Origin of the sequence: Sulfitobacter alexandrii (genome assembly GCF_001886735.1) — a bacterium.
GTDB lineage: Bacteria > Pseudomonadota > Alphaproteobacteria > Rhodobacterales > Rhodobacteraceae > Sulfitobacter > Sulfitobacter alexandrii.
In genome coordinates, this window is the sequence record NZ_CP018081.1 from 238,881 (window position 1) to 255,882 (window position 17,002).

The following is a 17,002-nucleotide window of genomic DNA, read 5'->3' on the forward strand; positions in this document are numbered from 1 at the left end:
AACGCACTCCACATCATGAGATGGGTATCACCTCGCAGTGCCGGAGCTCATCTACAACGTGGGGTGCAGCCGCCGCTTACGGTCCTTCCAGGCGCTTGACCCAGATTTCGTCGCCAACCAGATCGACTCTGTGCTCGAGGACGTGCGCATCGACGCGGTGAAGATCGGCATGATCGCCAACGCCGGGATCGCCCGCGCGGTGTCCGACCGGCTGCGCCATCACGCGGCGCGCAACATCGTGCTGGACCCGGTGATGGTGGCGAAAAGCGGTCACGCGCTGCTGGATCCCGAAGCGGTTTCGGCGCTGCGCGAGGCGCTGGTGCCTCTGGCCACGGTCATCACGCCGAACCTGCCCGAGGCCGCCGTCCTGCTGAACCGTCCCGACGACTGGACCGCCGCGACCATGACCGCCGCCCTGCCCGAACTCCTGTCTCTCGGCTCCGAGTACGTCCTGCTTAAAGGCGGGCATCTGGAGGGCGCGCACAGCACCGACCTGCTGGCCGGTCCCGAGGGTATCCAGACCCTGCGCGCGCCCCGCATCACCACGACCAACGATCACGGCACGGGCTGCACCTTGTCCTCGGCCATTTCCGCGCTCCTGCCGCATCACGACATGGCCGAGGCCGTGACCCGCGCCAAGGCCTACCTGCATGCGGCGCTGGCCCAAAGCGATGCGCTGGACGTGGGCCACGGGCACGGGCCGGTGCATCATTTCCACGCGCTCTGGGCGTCAGACGGTTAGCGCGTCGATCCTGTCCCTGAGGGCGCGGGCGGCGGCCTCGGGGTCGGGCTGGCCGCAGATGGCGGAAACCACGGCGACGCCCTGCGCGCCGGCCTTCAGGACCTGCGCCACGTGCTCGGCCTTCAGCCCGCCGATCGCCACGGCGGGCACCGGGCTGGCAGCAACCTGCGCCGCCAGCCCTTCGAAACCCACAGGCGCCTTGTGATCCAGCTTGGAAGGCGTGGCAAAGACCGGCCCCGCACCGATGTAGTCGACCAGCGCCGGATCGACGGCGGCGGCCAGCGCGGGTGTCTCGACCGACAGGCCCAGCACCATCGCCGGACCGATCCGGGCGCGGGCCTCGGTCACGGCCATGTCGCCCTGCCCGATGTGCAGCCCGTCCGCACCAATCGCAACGGCGGCCTCCACGTCGTCGTTCACGATCAGCACCACGCCGGTTCCGGCCAGCGCCGCCTTCAGTGCCCGGCCAGTCTCGATCATCCGCGCGGTGCCTGCCGCCTTGTCGCGCAGTTGCACAACCGTCGCCCCGCCCGCGACGGCAGCGCGGGCGGTTTCGACCAAGCCGACCCCGGCGCACAGGCCGGGATCAAGCACGAGGTAAAGCGAGAGGTCAGGGCAGCGCCTCACGCGGGAACCGCCGCGTCGTAAATCGCCGCCCTCGACAGGTCCGCCGGGGTGACCGCCGCCAGCGCATCGAGGAACCGGGGCGCAAAGCTGCCCGGCCCCGAGGCGCCCTCATCCGCCTTCGCCCCCGCAACGGCGAAATGCGCAAGCGCAGCGACGGCGGCGTCGAAGGCGTCTTCGGCCACCGCAGCATAGGCCCCGCAAAGGCAGGTCAGCGAACAGCCCAGGGCGGTGTTCATCGGCATGAAAGGCGAACCACCCTCGACCCGCACTGCGCGGGTGCCGTCGGTGACATAATCGACCTCGCCCGTCACGGCGACCACGGCACCGCTGCTGCGCGCCAGCCGACGCGCCCCCTCTTCCGCCGCCGCGACTGGATCACGCCCGTCGACGCCCTGCCCCTTGCTTGCCTCTCCGGCCAGCGACAGGATTTCCGAGGCATTGCCCCGGATGATCGTCGGGCGTTCGGCCACCAGCGCCTGCACAACCTCGCGGCGATAGGCCGTCGCCTGGCAGGCCACCGGATCCAGCACCCAGGGCCGCCACGCACCTCGCGCGCCCCGGATTGCAGCGTGCATTCCGGCGACGAAGGGCGGCGACAGGGTGCCGATATTCACCGTCACGGCTCCGGCAATCCCGGCGAATTCCTCGGCCTCCTCGACGTCGAAAACCATGGCGGGGCTGGCCCCCGCCGCCAGCATCACGTTGGCGGCGATGTTCATGGCGACGTAGTTGGTTATGCACTGCACCAGCGGCGGCGTGGCGCGCAGCGCGGTCAGAAGGGTGTCCGGTGCCTGGCTCATGCCTTGTCCTCCAGCGGGATATACAGGTCTCCGCCTTGGCGGAACTTCTCGGCCATGCGGGCCATGCCGTCCTTCTGCGCCTCGGCGCGGATGTCGTGGGAAATCCTCATCGAGCAGAATTTCGGTCCGCACATCGAACAGAAATGCGCGACCTTATGGGCCTCCTTCGGCAGGGTCTCGTCATGCATCGACCGAGCGGTTTCGGGATCGAGCGAGAGGTTGAACTGGTCCTCCCACCTGAATTCGAACCGTGCGCGGCTCAGCGCATCGTCGCGGATCTGTGCCGCCGGATGGCCTTTGGCGAGGTCCGCCGCATGGGCCGCGATCTTGTAGGTGATGACGCCCACCTTCACGTCGTCGCGGTCTGGCAGGCCCAGGTGTTCCTTCGGCGTCACGTAGCAAAGCATCGCCGTGCCGAACCAGCCGATCATCGCCGCGCCAATGCCGCTGGTGATATGATCGTATCCCGGCGCAATGTCCGTTGTGAGCGGCCCGAGCGTATAGAACGGCGCCTCGCCGCAGACCTGCAACTGCTTGTCCATGTTGGCCTTGATCTTGTGCATGGGCACATGGCCCGGCCCCTCGATCATCACCTGGCAATCCCGCGCCCAGGCGATCTGCGTCAGCTCTCCGAGGGTCTCAAGCTCGGCAAATTGCGCCTCGTCATTGGCATCCGCGATGGAACCGGGGCGCAGCCCGTCACCGAGCGAGAAGGACACGTCATAGGCGCGCGCGATCTCGCAGATCTCGTCGAAATGCTCGTACAGAAAACTTTGGCGGTTATGGTGCAGGCACCACTTTGCCATGATCGAGCCCCCGCGCGACACGATCCCCGTCACCCGGTTCACCGTCATCGGGATCATGTGCAGCCGCACACCTGCATGTATGGTGAAGTAATCCACCCCCTGCTCGGCCTGTTCGATCAGGGTGTCGCGAAAGACCTCCCAGCTCAGGTCCTCGGCGATGCCGCCGACCTTTTCCAGCGCCTGGTACAGCGGCACCGTGCCGATCGGGACCGGCGAGTTTCGCAGGATCCAGTCGCGGATGTTGTGGATGTTGCGCCCCGTCGACAGGTCCATGACCGTGTCGGCGCCCCATCTGGTCGCCCAGACCATCTTTTCCACTTCCTCGGCCATCGAGGAGGTCACCGCCGAGTTGCCGATATTGGCGTTGATCTTGACGAGGAAGTTCCGCCCGATCGCCATCGGCTCGGCCTCGGGATGGTTGATGTTCGCGGGGATGATCGCGCGGCCCTTGGCGATCTCGTCACGCACGAATTCCGGCGTGATGAAATCCGGAATTTCCGCACCGAAACTTTCGCCGTCGCGCGCCAATGTCTGTGCATGGGCCTCTGCCTGCGCCTTGCGCCCGAGGTTTTCGCGGATCGCGACGAATTCCATCTCGGGCGTGACGATGCCCGCGCGGGCATAGGCCATCTGGGTCACCGCCCGACCTTGCGTGGCGCGACGGGGCGCGTTGCGAACGGGAAACTCCGGCGTCAGTCGCGCGCCTTCGGCAAAGCCGTTGTCAGCCGGCTGCACATGGCGCCCGTCGTAGGTTTCGGTATCGCCACGGGCCGCGATCCAGCCCTCGCGCAGGCGCGGCAGGCCCCGGTCGATGGCGACCGTCGCCTCCGGGTCCGTATAGGGGCCCGAGCTGTCATAGACGGTGACGGGCGGTTCCCCGGCCGTGGGGTGCAGCTCGATCTCGCGCATGGGCACGCGGATATCGGGGTGACGGGTGCCCGCGTGCCAGACGCGGCGCGACGCGGGCAGCGGGCCCGTGGTGACGGTTGGGGTGAGATCTTTCATCGGTCGGAGCCTCCATAGCTCAAAGCGTTGGAGACCCAGTTCCGCGTCGAATGGGATTGCCGGTGTGGGAATAGCCCTCCACGAAAGTGGTCGGGGCCCGCGCGGCCAGTGCACCATCCCTACGCCAGTGTGAACTGGATCAGGTTCATCGGGTCACTGCGCTGCACGGGTGCCAGCAGTATCTCAGCCTCTTGTCGAGACCCCCCGGGTGAGTGCCCGCAGGCTGTTCTGGGCGCGCGCAAATGTCAACGCATGATAAGAGGGGCCATTATCGTTACCACTCGGGCGGGTGATTTGAGACTGTCCGGAATCCGCGCGCCTCGGTATATTGCTCAGACTTGTGCCACGCCCGGGCGGTTTCGATATCGGGGAATTCCACGACGACGGTGCGCAGACTGTCATCCTCGCCTTCCAACTTTTCTGGCGTTGCCCCCCGAACAACGAACCGGCCCCCGAAGGCCTGCACCGCCGGACTGGAACGGGCTGCGTATTCCTTGTAGGCTTCGGCGTCACTTATCTTCACTCTTGCAAGAACCAGTGCCGGCATTTCGCCTTCTCCGTGTTTTTGTTGTCTAGTTCGCGGTCACCAGCGCCCCATCATACAGGATCTGCTGACCAGAAATATAGTCGTTGTCGTCCGACAACAAAAACGCGGCCATCCGCGCGTAGCCTTCGGGCGTTCCATACCGGCGCAATGGAACCGTCGCCAAGGTCTGCGCGCGCACGTCATCGACACCGATATTGCGCTGCTTCGCGTAGGAGTCGTTCCACTCGCGAATACGGCCTGTTTCAACATATCCCGGCGCCAGGGCGTTGAGCATGATCCCTTCCGGCCCGAGTTCAAGTGCCGCCGTCTTGAGCGCATTGACCAGCGCGGCGCGGAGACTGTTTGACAGGCCAATACCGGCATAGGGCGACTTGACGGTAAAAGACGACACCGCCACAACCCGTCCGCTTTCGGCTTCCTGCATTTGCGGCACCAACGCCCGCAGCACACGCAAAGGGCCATTCACCATGATTTCGACCGATTGTGACCAATCCTCATCCGTGATGGCCATCAACGGCTTGACCGGCGGTCCGCCGTGGTTGAGCAGCAAGGCACTGGCCCCGCCCAGACCGCTGGCGGTTTCTGCCAATGCAGCCGCGACCGCGGGTTCGGCAACACTGCCGGGCACAATTTCGATCCGCACGTCATGGCGAGCGCGCAGCGTATCGGCGGCCTCTTTGGGATTGCGCGATGAAAGCACCAGATCATACCCGCGTTTTGCCATTTCCTCGGCCACGGCGAATCCCAGCCCGGAACGGGCGCCGACAACAACGCAAACCTGATTTCTGCTCATATCAAATCCTCAGTTCGTGGCTGGCTCAGGGCCTCAGGCCGTGCACACAGTCCCGCCAGGTCAGGACGGTGTGTTTCCGATTTCGGATTCCCTGTCGTTCACCCGGCGCCAAGCGATAAGATCCTCAATCGAGATCAACTTGAGCCCATAACGGCGGGAAAAGGCCGCCAGGTCGGGGAGTCGAGCCATTTCGCCGTCGGCCAGCGCAATCTCGCAGAGCACGCCGCCGGAGTAGCGCCCAGCCAAACGCGACAGGTCCAGCGATGCCTCGGTGTGTCCGGGACGTCCAAGCACCCCTTCGGGGTGTGCGCGCAGCGGAAAGACATGGCCGGGACGGTTGAAATCGCCCGGCACGCGGTTGGCGTCGGTCAGCGCACGGATGGTTTTTGCCCGGTCAGACGCCGAAATTCCCGTGGTTGTCCCTTCGCGCAGATCACAGGTGATTGTGAACCCGGTGCTGAGAAACTCGGTGTTGTTCCCCACCATCTGCGGCAGGTCCAACTGCTCCAGGCGCTCGGCGGACAGTGACACACAAATCAGCCCCCGCCCCTCGGTCGCCATGAAGTTGATGTCGGCAGGGGTGACCGCGTCAGCGGCCATGATCAGATCGCCCTCGTTCTCGCGGTCAGCGTCATCAACGACGATCACCATCTCGCCGCGCGCAATCGCGGTGATCGCATCCTCCACCCTATCCAGCACAATCGGCGAAACGATCTCGCCTTCCAGCAGATTCAGGCTGACTACATTCGCCATCGTGTTCATTGGGTTACCTCGGCAGTTCCAGTACAGTAGCTTTGGATCGTCTTTCCTGCGATTTGGGTCATTCGCTTTCCTTCCCTTTAGATCGCCCGGACTAGCCCGCCATCCACAAGCAGGCCCTGGCCGGTGATGTATCCGGAGTCCTCGGAAAGCAGGAAGGCAATCGTCGCACCCATTTCATATTCGACTGCCGCATATCGCCCCATCGGGATCTTCGCCAGCGCCTCGGGTTTGCTGGGATAATTGTCGACGAAGCCGGGCAGCACGGCATTGATCCGCCAGCCTTCGCCGCCGTGGCGGGCGACGCAGAGCTTGAGAAAGCCTGACAACGCGGCCCGGAAGACCGCCGATAACGGATAGGTCAGTTCCGGTTCACGTGCGGCATAGGTCGAGACCGATACCGCCGCTCCCGACTTTTGCCGCGCAAAAATCGGGGCCAGGTGCCGCATCGCGCGGACCGTCGGCATCAGGATGATTTCCATCGCAGTGTGCCAGTCGTCGTCGGTGAGCTCCAGGATTTCTCCCTTGGGCGGATGGCCGGTATTGATGACGGCGCCATCAATCCGTCCGTGAAGATCCATCGCGGTCGAAATGAGCCGGGCGATGTCGTCATCGTTGGTCACGTCTCCGCGCAGGGCCGTTGCGCCCAGTTCCGCGGCCGCGGCTTCGATCTTTTCCGAACGCGACATCAGCACGAGTGACCAGCCGCGCGCCGCCAATGCGCGGGCCGCGCCCAGCCCGATGCCCGAGCTCGCCGCCGTCACCACGGCGACCTTGGCCCGCTGCGTTTCCCCGCCATTGGTTACATCGCCCTGCATCGCCGCCTCCTTGGTTGGCGCGGCAACACCAGCCGCGCCGGTCACATGTTTTCTCAGATGTCGGGCATCCACAAATCTGGCACGTATTCGTACCCCGATCCATTGCGCACCACATGACCAAAGCCCGGGAACTCCAGGTGCATCCCGCCGATGGCCAGACGGTCCGCAGAAATACGATCCAGGATACGATGCCGCGTTTTGCGGGCAAGGTCGACGTCCACGTCAAAAGCCAGACCGACGTCGGGACGGGCAATCTGCACCACCGGCACGTGGGTAATATCACCCCAGATCAGCAGTTCTTCGTCACCGCTGGACAGGTGATAACCGCTGTGGCCAGGGGTGTGGCCCGGCAAGGCTTCGCGGCGCATGCCGGGAATGATCTCTTCCTCGCCGATTGCGTGCCAGCGGTCGCCATAGGCCTTGCGCAGCTGTGGCGCGTAGGAGTTGACCTGTTCGGATACGCCCACTTCGTCGGTCGGCGGCTCACCCCCAAGCCAATGTTTCTCTTCGTCTACCGACAGAAAGACTTCGGCCCGCGGGAAGATCGCAGCCCCGTCGTCGTCCAGCATACCGCCGGCATGGTCAGCGTGGATATGGGTCAAGGCAATGCGGTCGATCTGGTCAGGTGTCACCCCAACCACCGCCAGATTGTCCACCACCTTTCCGAGCGTCGGTCCCATCAGATTGCGTGCACCGGTGTCCACCAACGTGCGCGAACCGCCCTTCTCAATCAGATAGGCACCGATGGTAATATGCGGATCGCCGGGGCGAAAGCGGCCTTCCAGGGTTTTCTTCACCTCGTCGGGCGCCATGCCGACCATTACCTCGGCCGGCACCGGAACGATACCGTCGTTGATCGCCGTGACCACAAAGTCGCCCACGCGCCTGCGGTAAATGCCCGGCGCTTGCCGGATCGATTGGTCGTCAGTCATTTGCGTCTCCTCCGCGTTGTGTCTCTTATTAGTTTGCGAAGACGCCAAGCCCCCGCGTCCGCGCGATCAGGACAATTCGGCCGTCCGGTTCAAGACCGTTATGATACGGCTGAAGCACTATTCTGCATCGCCATCGGGTCCGAATATACCCATGAAATACCTGACGGGAGTCAGCATCCGATCTCCTCGCGCCCCTGCGCCGCTCATCGCAGTGGCGCGAGGGACTTTTTTCATTGCCTGAAGCCGGAGGGTATCAGAGCGGCTGATCGCGCCAAGTGCCCTCGCGCAGTTCTTTGCGGAAGGTCGGCTTGCGCTGTTCCAGCTTGATGCCGAGCTTCGGCAGAACTTTCTCTACCAGCAACTCGTTCGAACGCAGCAGTTTGTCGACCGGGCCCGGTCCAACGCCGATCCAGGGCACGATCATTTCCATGCCGTAGGTCTCGATCATCTTCTCCATCTTGGCGGCCACGGTATCTACCGAGCCGGCAATCGCGAAGCCGCGATCCACCATCGATTCATAGGTGTTGGGGATCGGCCCCTCTTCGCCCGGGCGCCGCAGCGCCTCGTTGAAGCCAAAGTGATCGTGCCAGCCGGTCCAGATATAGCCAAGCGCGTCCTTGCCGATATTGAAGGCCTCTTCGTCGGTATCGGCGACAACGATGTCGCGAAAGTGACCCACGTTCTGACCCCATTTGACGTTGGGGTCGCGGCCCACTGCCTCGGAATGGTAGGCATCGAGGCACATCCGCAGGGTCTCGTCGATGGGCGTGAAGACGATCGGCCAGGCCCCTTCCTGCGCCGCCCATTTCATGGTGTTGGGGCTGAGCGTGAAGGGCACCATCATTTCGATTGTCGAGGGATCCTGAAGGGTGTTCGGCGCGATGCCGATCTTTTTCAGGATATCGCCATCAACCATGTCCGGCGCCATTTTTTTGGTCTTCGGGTGATCCCACTTCACGTTTTCGGGCGGAATCTGCCAATGCTTGCCTTGATACGAGAAGGTCCTGTTGTTCAGGAGTCCTTTGATCACGTCATAGGATTCCTGGAAGAGTTCCCGATTGCGCGCATCGTTGGTGGCGTAGTCGGGATCGGTCGCAAAGGTCGCCACGGCGCCGTTCTTCTGGCCGATCGTAGTGACGTGACGTGCCTGATAGCCCCGCGCAAAGCCGGTGAACATGCGGCCTTCGGAGAAATGATCCAGCATCGCCAAATCCTCGGCCACGAGGATCGGATTGCGCGCCGGAAGCACGGTGGCCATCTGGCCGATGCGGATGCGTTTGGTGAAGCCGGCGGCCCAGGAACCCAGCAGGATCGGATTGTTTGAAATCTCCAAGCCTTCCAGATGAAAATGGTGCTCCGAAAAGGCGACGAAGTCAAAGCCGAGGTCTTCGAGCTGCTTGATCACGCGGGCGTGTTCGTTCAGCGACCGCTGGTAGTAAGTCGGGTTGGCTCCTGGGTACTGCTCTGATTGTAACTCATCGTGTTTCGCGGCCGCAGCCGGTAGCAGAAACGCTCCAAATCGCATGTGTTTTCTCCTTTCTTGATTTACGTATCAACGCCGGGGCGATGTCTTTCCGATGTTCCCGCCCTCCACCTCCAAAGCGAATCGGGCGGGTCATTCAACTCTTGCGAATGGCAAACTCCGTGACCTGATCGGCGATTGTGTCGAGTTGGAAGCGCACGGCGGCATCCACACAGACACCCGCGTCATCGAAGACTTTTTGGGTGGAATTGATCATCCCGCCCATTGGCGTCGGCCAGCCGCGCAGCGCATGGACAATGGCGCGAAGCGCGGACAGCGTTTGACCAGCGGCCTGCCAACCTGCGCCGCAAGCGATCGAGCCCACCGGCAGCCCATCGAAATACACGCGGGCATCGCGGTTCATGTCTTCGGTATAATCGAGCGCATTCTTCACTAGCCCGGAGACCGAGCCGTGAAAGGCGGGAGAGCACAAGACCAGCCCATCGCATTCGCGCATCAGCGCGATCATCTCCTGGGCGGCCGCGCTGCGCTCGGCAGACTCGGGCGAATAAAGCGGTAGGTTCAGCGCCTGCCCGGAAATCAGTTTTGTGCGGGCACCGCGCTCCTCGGCTCGTGCAAGCACATGGTGCAGGGCTTTTTGCCCGGTGGACTGATTCCGCAAAGTTCCACCGACCCCCAGAATCAGGGGGCGGTTCTTTTCTCTCATCATTGAAGATGTCCTCCCTAGGCCTTCAGTCGAGCCGCCGCCTCACTCTCTCTGGCGTTTCGCAGCATCGACAAGAATGAGGTTATTACTCATCCCGACAACATCGCAAAACTAACTGTCTTCTGTTCACTCAGCGAACGCTCATTCGGTGCCCTGCCCTGCCCGCAGCAGATCCAGGGCCACGTCGACGATCATGTCTTCCTGACCGCCGACCATTTTGCGCTCGCCCAACTCGACCAGGATTTCGCGCGAATCGAGACCGTAGGTCTTGGCGGCGGTTTCGGCATGACGCAGGAAGCTCGAATAGACCCCGGCATACCCCAGCGCGATAGTTTCGCGGTCCACCTGCACCGGCCTGTCCTGGATCGGGCGCACCAGCCGGTCAGCCGCGTCCATAAGCGCGAAAAGATCGCAGCCGTGGTCCCAACCGGACCGCTCGGCGACAGCCACGAAGGCTTCGATCGGCGTATTGCCGGCTCCTGCGCCCATCCCGGCCAAAGAGCCGTCCACCCGGAACGCGCCCTGTTCCACCGCAACAACCGAATTGGCCACCGCAAGCGACAGATTCTGATGCGCGTGGATACCCACCTGGGTTTCCGGATTCAGTACATCGCGATAGGCGCGGATACGGTCCCGTGCGCCATCCATCAGCAGCGCGCCGGCCGAGTCGGTGACATAGACGCAATGGGCGCCATAGCTTTCCATCAACAACGCCTGTTCGGCCAACTCCTTTGGCCCCAACATGTGCGCCATCATCAAAAAGCCCGACACATCCATGCCGATCTTGCGGGCATGGGCGATATGCTGGGCGGCGACATCGGCCTCGGTGCAATGGGTGGCCACACGGACTGAGCGCACCCCCGCATCATAGGCGGCCTGAAGGTCGTGAATGGTGCCGATCCCCGGCACCAGAAGAGCTGTCAGTTTGGCGGTTTCAAGCTTGTCGGCGACGGCGGCGATCCATTCAAGATCGGTGTGGCGCCCAAAACCATAGGCAAAGCTCGACCCGGCCAGCCCGTCGCCGTGGCTCAGTTCGATCGCGGCCACGCCGGCGCGGTCCAGCGCCGTGGCGATGTCGATGCACTGATCCAAAGTGTACCGGTGGCGGATCGCGTGCATCCCGTCGCGCAGGGTAACATCCTGTACGTAAAGCTTGGTCTTGTCCGAGTCGGTCATCTCACGCGGCCTCCGTCAGTGTCCGTCGCGCCAGCCGTTCGGCGGTTTTCAACGCAGCAGAGGTCATGATGTCCAGATTGCCGGCATATTTCGGCAAGTAGTGGCCCGCGCCTTCGACTTCGAGAAACACGCTGACCTTCAGCCCGGTGGCGTGGTCGTCGACGCCCGGGATGCGCACCGCGGCGTTGTTGCCGATGGTCTCGAACTGGATTTCCTGTTTCAGCCGATAGCCAGGCACGTAGTCCTGCACCTCGGCGATCATCGCTTCGACCGAGCGGCGCACGGCTTCACGATCAGTCGTTTTTGCCAAACAATAGACGGTGTCGCGCATGATCATGGGCGGCTCTGCGGGGTTGAGAATGATCACCGCCTTGCCCTTTGAGGCGCCACCGACCTCGCAGATTGCGCGCGATGTGGTCTCGGTGAATTCGTCGATATTGGCGCGGGTGCCTGGTCCGGCCGAGCGGGATGAGATCGAGGCGACGATCTCCGCATAGCTGACTTCGGCGACTCGCGACACCGCCGCCACAATCGGGATCGTGGCCTGGCCACCACAGGTCACCATATTGATATTGGTCTCCGCCAGGTGGTTGTCCATGTTCACCAGGGGAACAACATAAGGACCAACGGCCGCCGGGGTCAGGTCGATCATGATCTTGCCCGCGTCGCGGACAATCTGGTCATTGCGCTTGTGCGCGCCCGCGGACGTGGCATCGAAGACAATGCCAATCTCGGACCACACGGGCAGCCGGGTCAGCCCCTCGATGCCTTCATGCGTAGACGCGATGCCAAGCCGTGTGGCACGGGCCAGACCATCGCTGTCCGGGTCGATCCCGACCATGGCGCCCACCTCCAGAACGTCCGAAGTCCTCATGATCTTGATCATCAGATCGGTGCCGATATTGCCCGAACCGATGATTGCAACCTTGATCTTGCCGGTCATGCTCCCGCCCCTCCGTCGTCGAAATTCACCTGGATTGGCGAGAACCCGGAAATCTCGGCCAGATATGCCTCGCCCGGTCCCACCGGGACCATCGGCCCGAAAGCCCCCGACATCACGATGTCGCCTTCAGCCAGTGGTTGGCCCAGCTGCGCCATGCGGCGGGCCAGCCACAATGTCGCGTTGAGCGGGCTTCCCATGCAATCTACGCCAAGCCCGTGTGAAACGACGCGGCCATTGCACGACAGGATGCCGCCGCAGAGTCGCAGGTCGAGATCGGTCAGCCGACGCGCGCCAAGGCCCAGAAGGAACCCCCCGCCCGACGCGTTGTCGGCCACAGTGTCGACCAGTTTGATGTCCCAATCTCGGATCGCGGTGTCGACCACTTCAAGCGCCGGAACCGCATAGGCGACACGGCGGATCAGTTCGGCCATCGGCGCCTCGGGATCGTCGAAGCCGCGGTCCATTACGAAGGCCACTTCCAACTCGGCCTTTGGCTGCATGAAGCGGCCGGTGTCGACGACCTCGCCATCGGTGAAGAAATAGTCGGCCCAAAGCATCCCGTAATCGGGTTGGTCGATGCCCATCTGAGCCTGAACCGCCGGCGAGGTCAGCCCAATCTTGCGACCAACCAACCGTCGTCCCTGGCCAAGCCAAATCTTGTTTGCGGCGTCCTGCACCGCATAGGCGTCCTCAACCGTGTCCAGCCCGTGACTTTCGCGCAGCGGCGGGATCTGTTTCAGCTCTGTCCGGGCGTCCACCAGCGCCGTGGCCATGTCGTCGATGCGCCCGCTCATGCGGTGCCCCGAGGCTGGCGGGCGTCTTCGTCAATCGGCAGATAGTCGCCCCGCCAGTGCAGAAGCGGCGGCTCGGGAAATGTGCGGGCCCGCAACACGCGCCCTACCAGGATCGTGTGATCGCCGCCGGGAAGCGTGGTTTCGAGGCTGCATTCGATCCAGGCCGCTGCACCTTTGATCAAGGGCAACTCGACAATTCCTTCGTCAAGGTCAAGATCGGCAAAGCGGTCAACATCGGCGGTCGCAAAACGCCGCGACACCTCTTCTTGATCCGCCGCCAGGATATTCACTGCAAAGCGTTGCGCGCGCAGGAAAACCGGCAACGAATAGGCTTCATTGCGCAAACTCCATTGCACCAGCGGCGGGTCAAGCGACAACGAGGAGAACGATGTGGCCGTGACGCCATAATGCCCCTCCTCGTCATCATGCGTCGTCATGACCGTGATGCCGGTGGCAAAACGTCCCAGCGCATCGCGGAACGCTGTCGGCGCCAAGGGTGGTGTCGTTTTGGCACTGACAAGGCGTTTTGCCTGTGTGTTTATCGTCATGACTTTGCTCTCCTTGTCTCAGGGTCGGTTGGGCCGATGAAACCACGTGTTTCCGTTCCGGGTCGCGGTCAGCGGCCCAGCAGGAAGTCGATGTGAATCCGATTGAAAGTTTCGGGATCTTCGAATTGGGGCCAGTGGCCGCATTCGTTCATCACTTCGAAGCGCGCATCGGGAATCGCATCCGCGATCTTGCGGCCTTCTTCGGGCGCTGCGGTGGGATCGTGCGAGGTCCACAGAACCAGAGTCGGCGTTGTGATCTTGGCACTGTCCTCGGGGCTGAACATGTTCCGCTGACGGATGTCCATTTCCTGCAGGCACAGGATGCGTTCCATGATGTCGGCATAGCCGGGCTGTGCGTAGATTGCCCGGCGCACTTCGACGAGATCGTCATTCACCTTGGAATGGTCGTGCATCAGAAATTCCAGCCGCGTTCGAATCCGCTCAGGCGACGGATCGTTCACCGCTTCCATGGTCAGCCGCTTGATGCGTTCCATCACCTCCGGATAAGCGGTCCAGCCGCCGGCCGTGTTCAGTACAGTGCGGTCGAGCCATTCGGGATGATGAACCGCCATCCATCCGGCCACCCAGCCGCCAAGGGACTCGCCCGACACATGCGCCTTTTTGTGTCCGAGCGCCTTGATCACATTGATCACGTGCTTGGCATAGTCAGCGATTTCGTAATCCAGCTTCGGCTTGTCGCTCCAACCGTGGCCGACAAGGTCGATTGCATAGGTGCGGAAATGCTCGGCATGGGCGGCAAGATTGCGGCTGTAGGCCTCGGCGTGGCCGCCGGTCCCGTGGATCAGGATCAGCAGCGGTTTGTCTTCGTCACCGGCCGCCAGATAGCGGGTGCGGACGCCGCCCGCATCCAGATAGCCCTGGGTAAAAGGCACCCGCGTCAGGTCGGTCCAGATGGATTTGTGTTGGGACGTCATTGTCATCTCATACTCCACGTTTTTCACTCTGCTGCGTCGCGCTGCAGGCTGCGCGCGGGTTCAGGATCACCAGCCAGCGCCAGCGCATCGTTGACCAGGCGCATCATCTCTTCGTCCTGCACCTGAAGATAGTTGGAGGCAGTGGTCCGGATCGGATCGCCCGCATAGTAGCGCTCGTACTGAAGCAGCCGTGAGCCAAACGCCTCACCGGAAAGATCCCAGGCAAGCTTGAAAAGCCGCGCCCGATCTACCGAAGACATTCCGCCTGCGCCCTGGTAATAAAGGTCCGTGTCTTCAGACAGTTCGGGGACAGTGAATTCTGCGCCCGAGGGCATCATCATGAACCCGCCGGCGGCAATGGTCTGAATGGTCTCCACCAGCTTCGGGTAAGCGGTTGGCAGGAAGGTGCGCAGCGCCTGCAAAGGGGCCAGAGCCGGGCGCACCGTATCATGGCCGGTTTGCTCACATTCCACTTCGGAGCGCACCAAGCCGCTCTTGAGAAACTCGATTCCGTTCAGGGCCTCGCCCAGCATTCGCTGCACATGCAGGAATTGGTCGGCGCCAATCGAACGCGCGACAGCCATGGCCACGCCCACTCCGAATTGCAGTTTCACCAGCGCCCGCGTGTTGGTCTGGTGCGCGGTGTAGTTGCGCAGCGCCGTCTCGGTATAAAGCGCGTTGTTGAGCGCAACGTCGCGATACATGAACACCCGTTCCCATGGAACAAAGACATTGTCGAAGATCAAGAGCGAGTCGTTCTCTTCGAAGTTATTCGACAGCGGATGATCAAAGTCGGACCGCTGCCCATCGACGGTGTAGGGTTCGCGGCAGATCTGCTTCACGCCCGGATCGGACACCTTAACTGCGAAGGACAACGCGTGGTCGGCGTCACTTTCCGGGATGCCGGGCAGGCAATACATCAGCATTTCGTCCGCAACCGCGCCGAGCGTGGCCACCATCCGCGCGCCCTGCACGTAAATGCCCTCATCGGTTTCCTTGACCACCCGCATGTGCAGGTTTTTCTGTTCGGAAGACGATTTGGTCCGGTCGTTCTGCGGCGAAATCAGCGCGTGGCTGAGAAACAGATCGTTGTCGCGGATGTATTTGTAGTAATTGACGATATTGTCCGCAAAGCGGTCGCCGCCGCGGGCGAAAACCTCGCGCGCTTCGGCAAATGCAAGCAAACTGGCGTTAAGGAAGTCCGGGGAGCGCCCCATCAGGCCGAAATTCATCGACGCCCAGAGGTAATAGGCATCGCGGCGGCGGCGCAGATCTTCGGACGTTTTCGCCGGCATAAAGGCCATGCCGGCCCGCTGACCGGTTTCGGGGACTTCATAGGTCAATGTATTGCGGGTCGCCGGATCGACCTGGGCTTCATAAAGCCGGGCCAATTGGCGCACGATCCGCGAGAAGGCCGGATGCGTGGTGACATCCTCGACCTTTTCGCCGTTAATCCAAACTGCGCGCGGGTTGGCTTTCAACCCGTCGATGAATTGCTGTCCGCTACGGACTCCCATGTCTCACTCCTGCTTTTCGTGTCGACTTTCGCCAAGCGCGTCGGCCGTCTGGTTGAATCCGTGGCGTCAGGCCGGTGTGGCCGTCATGATGCCCATGCCCGTAAGCCATTCCGGAATAGGTTCGTAGAACAACACGTCTGATTTGTAGCCCTGACCCAGGGCCGCCAATGCAGCGATCCAGCAACGCACCTCATGGCTGCCCCGGCCACCGGTCTGCGAGATCGTTTGGTCGTCTGATGAGTCGAGCGTGGAGAGATCACCAGCCGCGAAGCCGTCCAACAACATCTTGTCCCAGTCAGCATCGAGCGCTAGCAGCTTCGACTGCCCGGCGGCAAAGCGCGGCCCCTCTCCCATCACGTTATTCTGTCGTGCCGTGCGCGCCGAGTGCGGCAGCGGGCCGCCGTCAATCAGCCGTTGGCGCACTTCCGGCGTTGCCGTGTCCAGCGAGGCAATTGGCGGATCGTGCGACAACCCGCCGGAACCCACGATCAGCACCCGTTCAGGGCACGATGCTGCCCAGCGGCCGACCGCCTCGCCGAGAGCGCGGACCCTTGCCATCGTCGGCCGCGGCGCCAGGGCACAATTCACGAAAATCGGGATCATGCGCGTCAACGGCACCTTTGCCGAGAGCAATTCGATCGGCTGAACACCGCCGTGATCCACATCCATGCGGTAGGAGACCGCAACATCGACGCCTTCTTTCAGCGTGTGTTCGGCGCAGGACCAGGCCCGGCCTGCGGGAATATCGAGCTTGCCCGCAACGGTGCCGAAATCGCCCACGGAGTCGCCTTCGATTCCGATGCAGAAAGACGGCAGAAGTTTGTAGAAGAAACCGTTCACGTGGTCCGGATGAAAAATCACCACCAGGTCCGGATCGGCTTCAGCAACATAGTCGCTCGCCTTGTCGATGGCCCTCCAGAATCGTTTCTCGGCCTCAGGTGCCGCGCGGTTCCGATCCATGATAGGGCTGTGCGACATGCAGACGCTTCCAACAATCATTTCGTCTCCTCCTCTCCGAGAGGCGTCCGCTTCTGCCCCGTGTCAGGGTGAGCGGTTTCGCCGAATGCCGGA

The 17,002-nt window shown here is 62.6% G+C and carries 18 protein-coding genes and 1 riboswitch; of the genes, 1 reads left to right on the forward strand and 17 read right to left on the reverse strand.

The window, feature by feature from the left end:
- The first annotated feature begins 37 nt into the window (after window positions 1-37).
- Window positions 38-742 carry a bifunctional hydroxymethylpyrimidine kinase/phosphomethylpyrimidine kinase gene (thiD, locus tag BOO69_RS22275; protein ID WP_083545807.1) on the forward strand — a complete coding sequence of 235 codons (705 nt, stop codon included), beginning with the start codon at window positions 38-40 and terminating at the stop codon, window positions 740-742.
- Here the strand turns inward: thiD and thiE are convergent.
- The 17 genes from thiE to BOO69_RS22360 all read right to left on the reverse strand — a co-directional run bounded on the left by thiE (window position 731) and on the right by BOO69_RS22360 (window position 16,930).
- A complete protein-coding gene (gene thiE, locus BOO69_RS22280) occupies window positions 731-1,369 on the reverse strand; it encodes a thiamine phosphate synthase (RefSeq protein ID WP_071974379.1) in 639 nt (212 codons plus the stop codon). The genes thiD and thiE overlap by 12 nt on opposite strands.
- Window positions 1,366-2,169 carry a hydroxyethylthiazole kinase gene (gene thiM / locus BOO69_RS22285; RefSeq protein ID WP_071974380.1) on the reverse strand — a complete coding sequence of 268 codons (804 nt, stop codon included), beginning with the start codon at window positions 2,167-2,169 and terminating at the stop codon, window positions 1,366-1,368. Before thiM ends, thiE begins: the two co-directional genes overlap by 4 nt.
- The gene (gene thiC, locus BOO69_RS22290; protein WP_071974381.1) at window positions 2,166-3,980 is read right to left on the reverse strand and encodes a phosphomethylpyrimidine synthase ThiC; all 1,815 of its coding nucleotides are present in this window, start codon (window positions 3,978-3,980) and stop codon (window positions 2,166-2,168) included. The genes thiM and thiC overlap by 4 nt, the downstream gene beginning before the upstream one ends.
- Before the next feature lie 98 nt (window positions 3,981-4,078).
- A riboswitch (TPP riboswitch) is annotated at window positions 4,079-4,197 on the reverse strand.
- Window positions 4,198-4,254: 57 nt separating this feature from the next.
- A complete protein-coding gene (locus BOO69_RS22295) occupies window positions 4,255-4,527 on the reverse strand; it encodes a DUF1330 domain-containing protein (RefSeq protein ID WP_071974382.1) in 273 nt (90 codons plus the stop codon).
- Between the two features lie 25 nt (window positions 4,528-4,552).
- Entirely contained in the window at window positions 4,553-5,320 is a 768-nt protein-coding gene (locus tag BOO69_RS22300; protein WP_071974383.1) for an SDR family oxidoreductase, read from the reverse strand.
- A gap of 60 nt (window positions 5,321-5,380) precedes the next feature.
- The gene (gene ribB, locus BOO69_RS22305; protein WP_071974439.1) at window positions 5,381-6,022 is read right to left on the reverse strand and encodes a 3,4-dihydroxy-2-butanone-4-phosphate synthase; all 642 of its coding nucleotides are present in this window, start codon (window positions 6,020-6,022) and stop codon (window positions 5,381-5,383) included.
- Between the two features lie 137 nt (window positions 6,023-6,159).
- Window positions 6,160-6,897, reverse strand: coding sequence for an SDR family oxidoreductase (locus tag BOO69_RS22310; protein WP_071974384.1), 738 nt, complete (start codon window positions 6,895-6,897; stop codon window positions 6,160-6,162).
- A 53-nt stretch (window positions 6,898-6,950) separates the two neighbouring features.
- Complete coding sequence (locus tag BOO69_RS22315; protein WP_071974385.1) at window positions 6,951-7,829, reverse strand: MBL fold metallo-hydrolase; 879 nt, start codon at window positions 7,827-7,829, stop codon at window positions 6,951-6,953.
- 253 nt (window positions 7,830-8,082) lie between these two features.
- Complete coding sequence (locus tag BOO69_RS22320; RefSeq protein ID WP_071974386.1) at window positions 8,083-9,354, reverse strand: LLM class flavin-dependent oxidoreductase; 1,272 nt, start codon at window positions 9,352-9,354, stop codon at window positions 8,083-8,085.
- A gap of 94 nt (window positions 9,355-9,448) precedes the next feature.
- Window positions 9,449-10,021 carry an NADPH-dependent FMN reductase gene (locus tag BOO69_RS22325; RefSeq protein ID WP_205589667.1) on the reverse strand — a complete coding sequence of 191 codons (573 nt, stop codon included), beginning with the start codon at window positions 10,019-10,021 and terminating at the stop codon, window positions 9,449-9,451.
- A gap of 138 nt (window positions 10,022-10,159) precedes the next feature.
- The gene (gene dmpG / locus BOO69_RS22330; RefSeq protein ID WP_071974387.1) at window positions 10,160-11,194 is read right to left on the reverse strand and encodes a 4-hydroxy-2-oxovalerate aldolase; all 1,035 of its coding nucleotides are present in this window, start codon (window positions 11,192-11,194) and stop codon (window positions 10,160-10,162) included.
- Window position 11,195: 1 nt separating this feature from the next.
- Window positions 11,196-12,137 carry an acetaldehyde dehydrogenase (acetylating) gene (locus tag BOO69_RS22335; protein ID WP_071974388.1) on the reverse strand — a complete coding sequence of 314 codons (942 nt, stop codon included), beginning with the start codon at window positions 12,135-12,137 and terminating at the stop codon, window positions 11,196-11,198.
- On the reverse strand, window positions 12,134-12,931 hold the full coding sequence (locus BOO69_RS22340) for a 2-keto-4-pentenoate hydratase (protein ID WP_071974389.1): 798 nt from the start codon (window positions 12,929-12,931) through the stop codon (window positions 12,134-12,136). The genes BOO69_RS22335 and BOO69_RS22340 overlap by 4 nt, the downstream gene beginning before the upstream one ends.
- Window positions 12,928-13,479 carry a flavin reductase family protein gene (locus BOO69_RS22345; protein ID WP_071974390.1) on the reverse strand — a complete coding sequence of 184 codons (552 nt, stop codon included), beginning with the start codon at window positions 13,477-13,479 and terminating at the stop codon, window positions 12,928-12,930. Before BOO69_RS22345 ends, BOO69_RS22340 begins: the two co-directional genes overlap by 4 nt.
- Window positions 13,480-13,547: 68 nt before the next feature.
- Window positions 13,548-14,414: an alpha/beta fold hydrolase gene (locus tag BOO69_RS22350; protein ID WP_036562808.1), complete on the reverse strand. Its 867-nt coding sequence runs from the start codon at window positions 14,412-14,414 to the stop codon at window positions 13,548-13,550.
- Window positions 14,415-14,437: 23 nt separating this feature from the next.
- Entirely contained in the window at window positions 14,438-15,931 is a 1,494-nt protein-coding gene (locus BOO69_RS22355) for a 4-hydroxyphenylacetate 3-hydroxylase family protein (protein WP_071974391.1), read from the reverse strand.
- A 66-nt stretch (window positions 15,932-15,997) separates the two neighbouring features.
- The gene (locus tag BOO69_RS22360) at window positions 15,998-16,930 is read right to left on the reverse strand and encodes a 3-carboxyethylcatechol 2,3-dioxygenase (protein WP_071974392.1); all 933 of its coding nucleotides are present in this window, start codon (window positions 16,928-16,930) and stop codon (window positions 15,998-16,000) included.
- Between the last annotated feature and the right edge of the window lie 72 nt (window positions 16,931-17,002).

Coding starts and splice junctions, on each gene's coding strand:
- BOO69_RS22340 (WP_071974389.1), bottom strand. CDS start 12,931: ATGAGCGGGCGCATCGACGACATGGCCACGGCGCTGGTGGACGCCCGG.
- thiM (WP_071974380.1), bottom strand. CDS start 2,169: ATGAGCCAGGCACCGGACACCCTTCTGACCGCGCTGCGCGCCACGCCG.
- BOO69_RS22355 (WP_071974391.1), bottom strand. CDS start 15,931: ATGGGAGTCCGTAGCGGACAGCAATTCATCGACGGGTTGAAAGCCAAC.
- BOO69_RS22300 (WP_071974383.1), bottom strand. CDS start 5,320: ATGAGCAGAAATCAGGTTTGCGTTGTTGTCGGCGCCCGTTCCGGGCTG.
- BOO69_RS22350 (WP_036562808.1), bottom strand. CDS start 14,414: ATGACGTCCCAACACAAATCCATCTGGACCGACCTGACGCGGGTGCCT.
- BOO69_RS22360 (WP_071974392.1), bottom strand. CDS start 16,930: ATGATTGTTGGAAGCGTCTGCATGTCGCACAGCCCTATCATGGATCGG.
- BOO69_RS22335 (WP_071974388.1), bottom strand. CDS start 12,137: ATGACCGGCAAGATCAAGGTTGCAATCATCGGTTCGGGCAATATCGGC.
- BOO69_RS22315 (WP_071974385.1), bottom strand. CDS start 7,829: ATGACTGACGACCAATCGATCCGGCAAGCGCCGGGCATTTACCGCAGG.
- BOO69_RS22325 (WP_205589667.1), bottom strand. CDS start 10,021: ATGATGAGAGAAAAGAACCGCCCCCTGATTCTGGGGGTCGGTGGAACT.
- BOO69_RS22320 (WP_071974386.1), bottom strand. CDS start 9,354: ATGCGATTTGGAGCGTTTCTGCTACCGGCTGCGGCCGCGAAACACGAT.
- BOO69_RS22345 (WP_071974390.1), bottom strand. CDS start 13,479: ATGACGATAAACACACAGGCAAAACGCCTTGTCAGTGCCAAAACGACA.
- dmpG (WP_071974387.1), bottom strand. CDS start 11,194: ATGACCGACTCGGACAAGACCAAGCTTTACGTACAGGATGTTACCCTG.
- BOO69_RS22295 (WP_071974382.1), bottom strand. CDS start 4,527: ATGCCGGCACTGGTTCTTGCAAGAGTGAAGATAAGTGACGCCGAAGCC.
- BOO69_RS22310 (WP_071974384.1), bottom strand. CDS start 6,897: ATGCAGGGCGATGTAACCAATGGCGGGGAAACGCAGCGGGCCAAGGTC.
- thiC (WP_071974381.1), bottom strand. CDS start 3,980: ATGAAAGATCTCACCCCAACCGTCACCACGGGCCCGCTGCCCGCGTCG.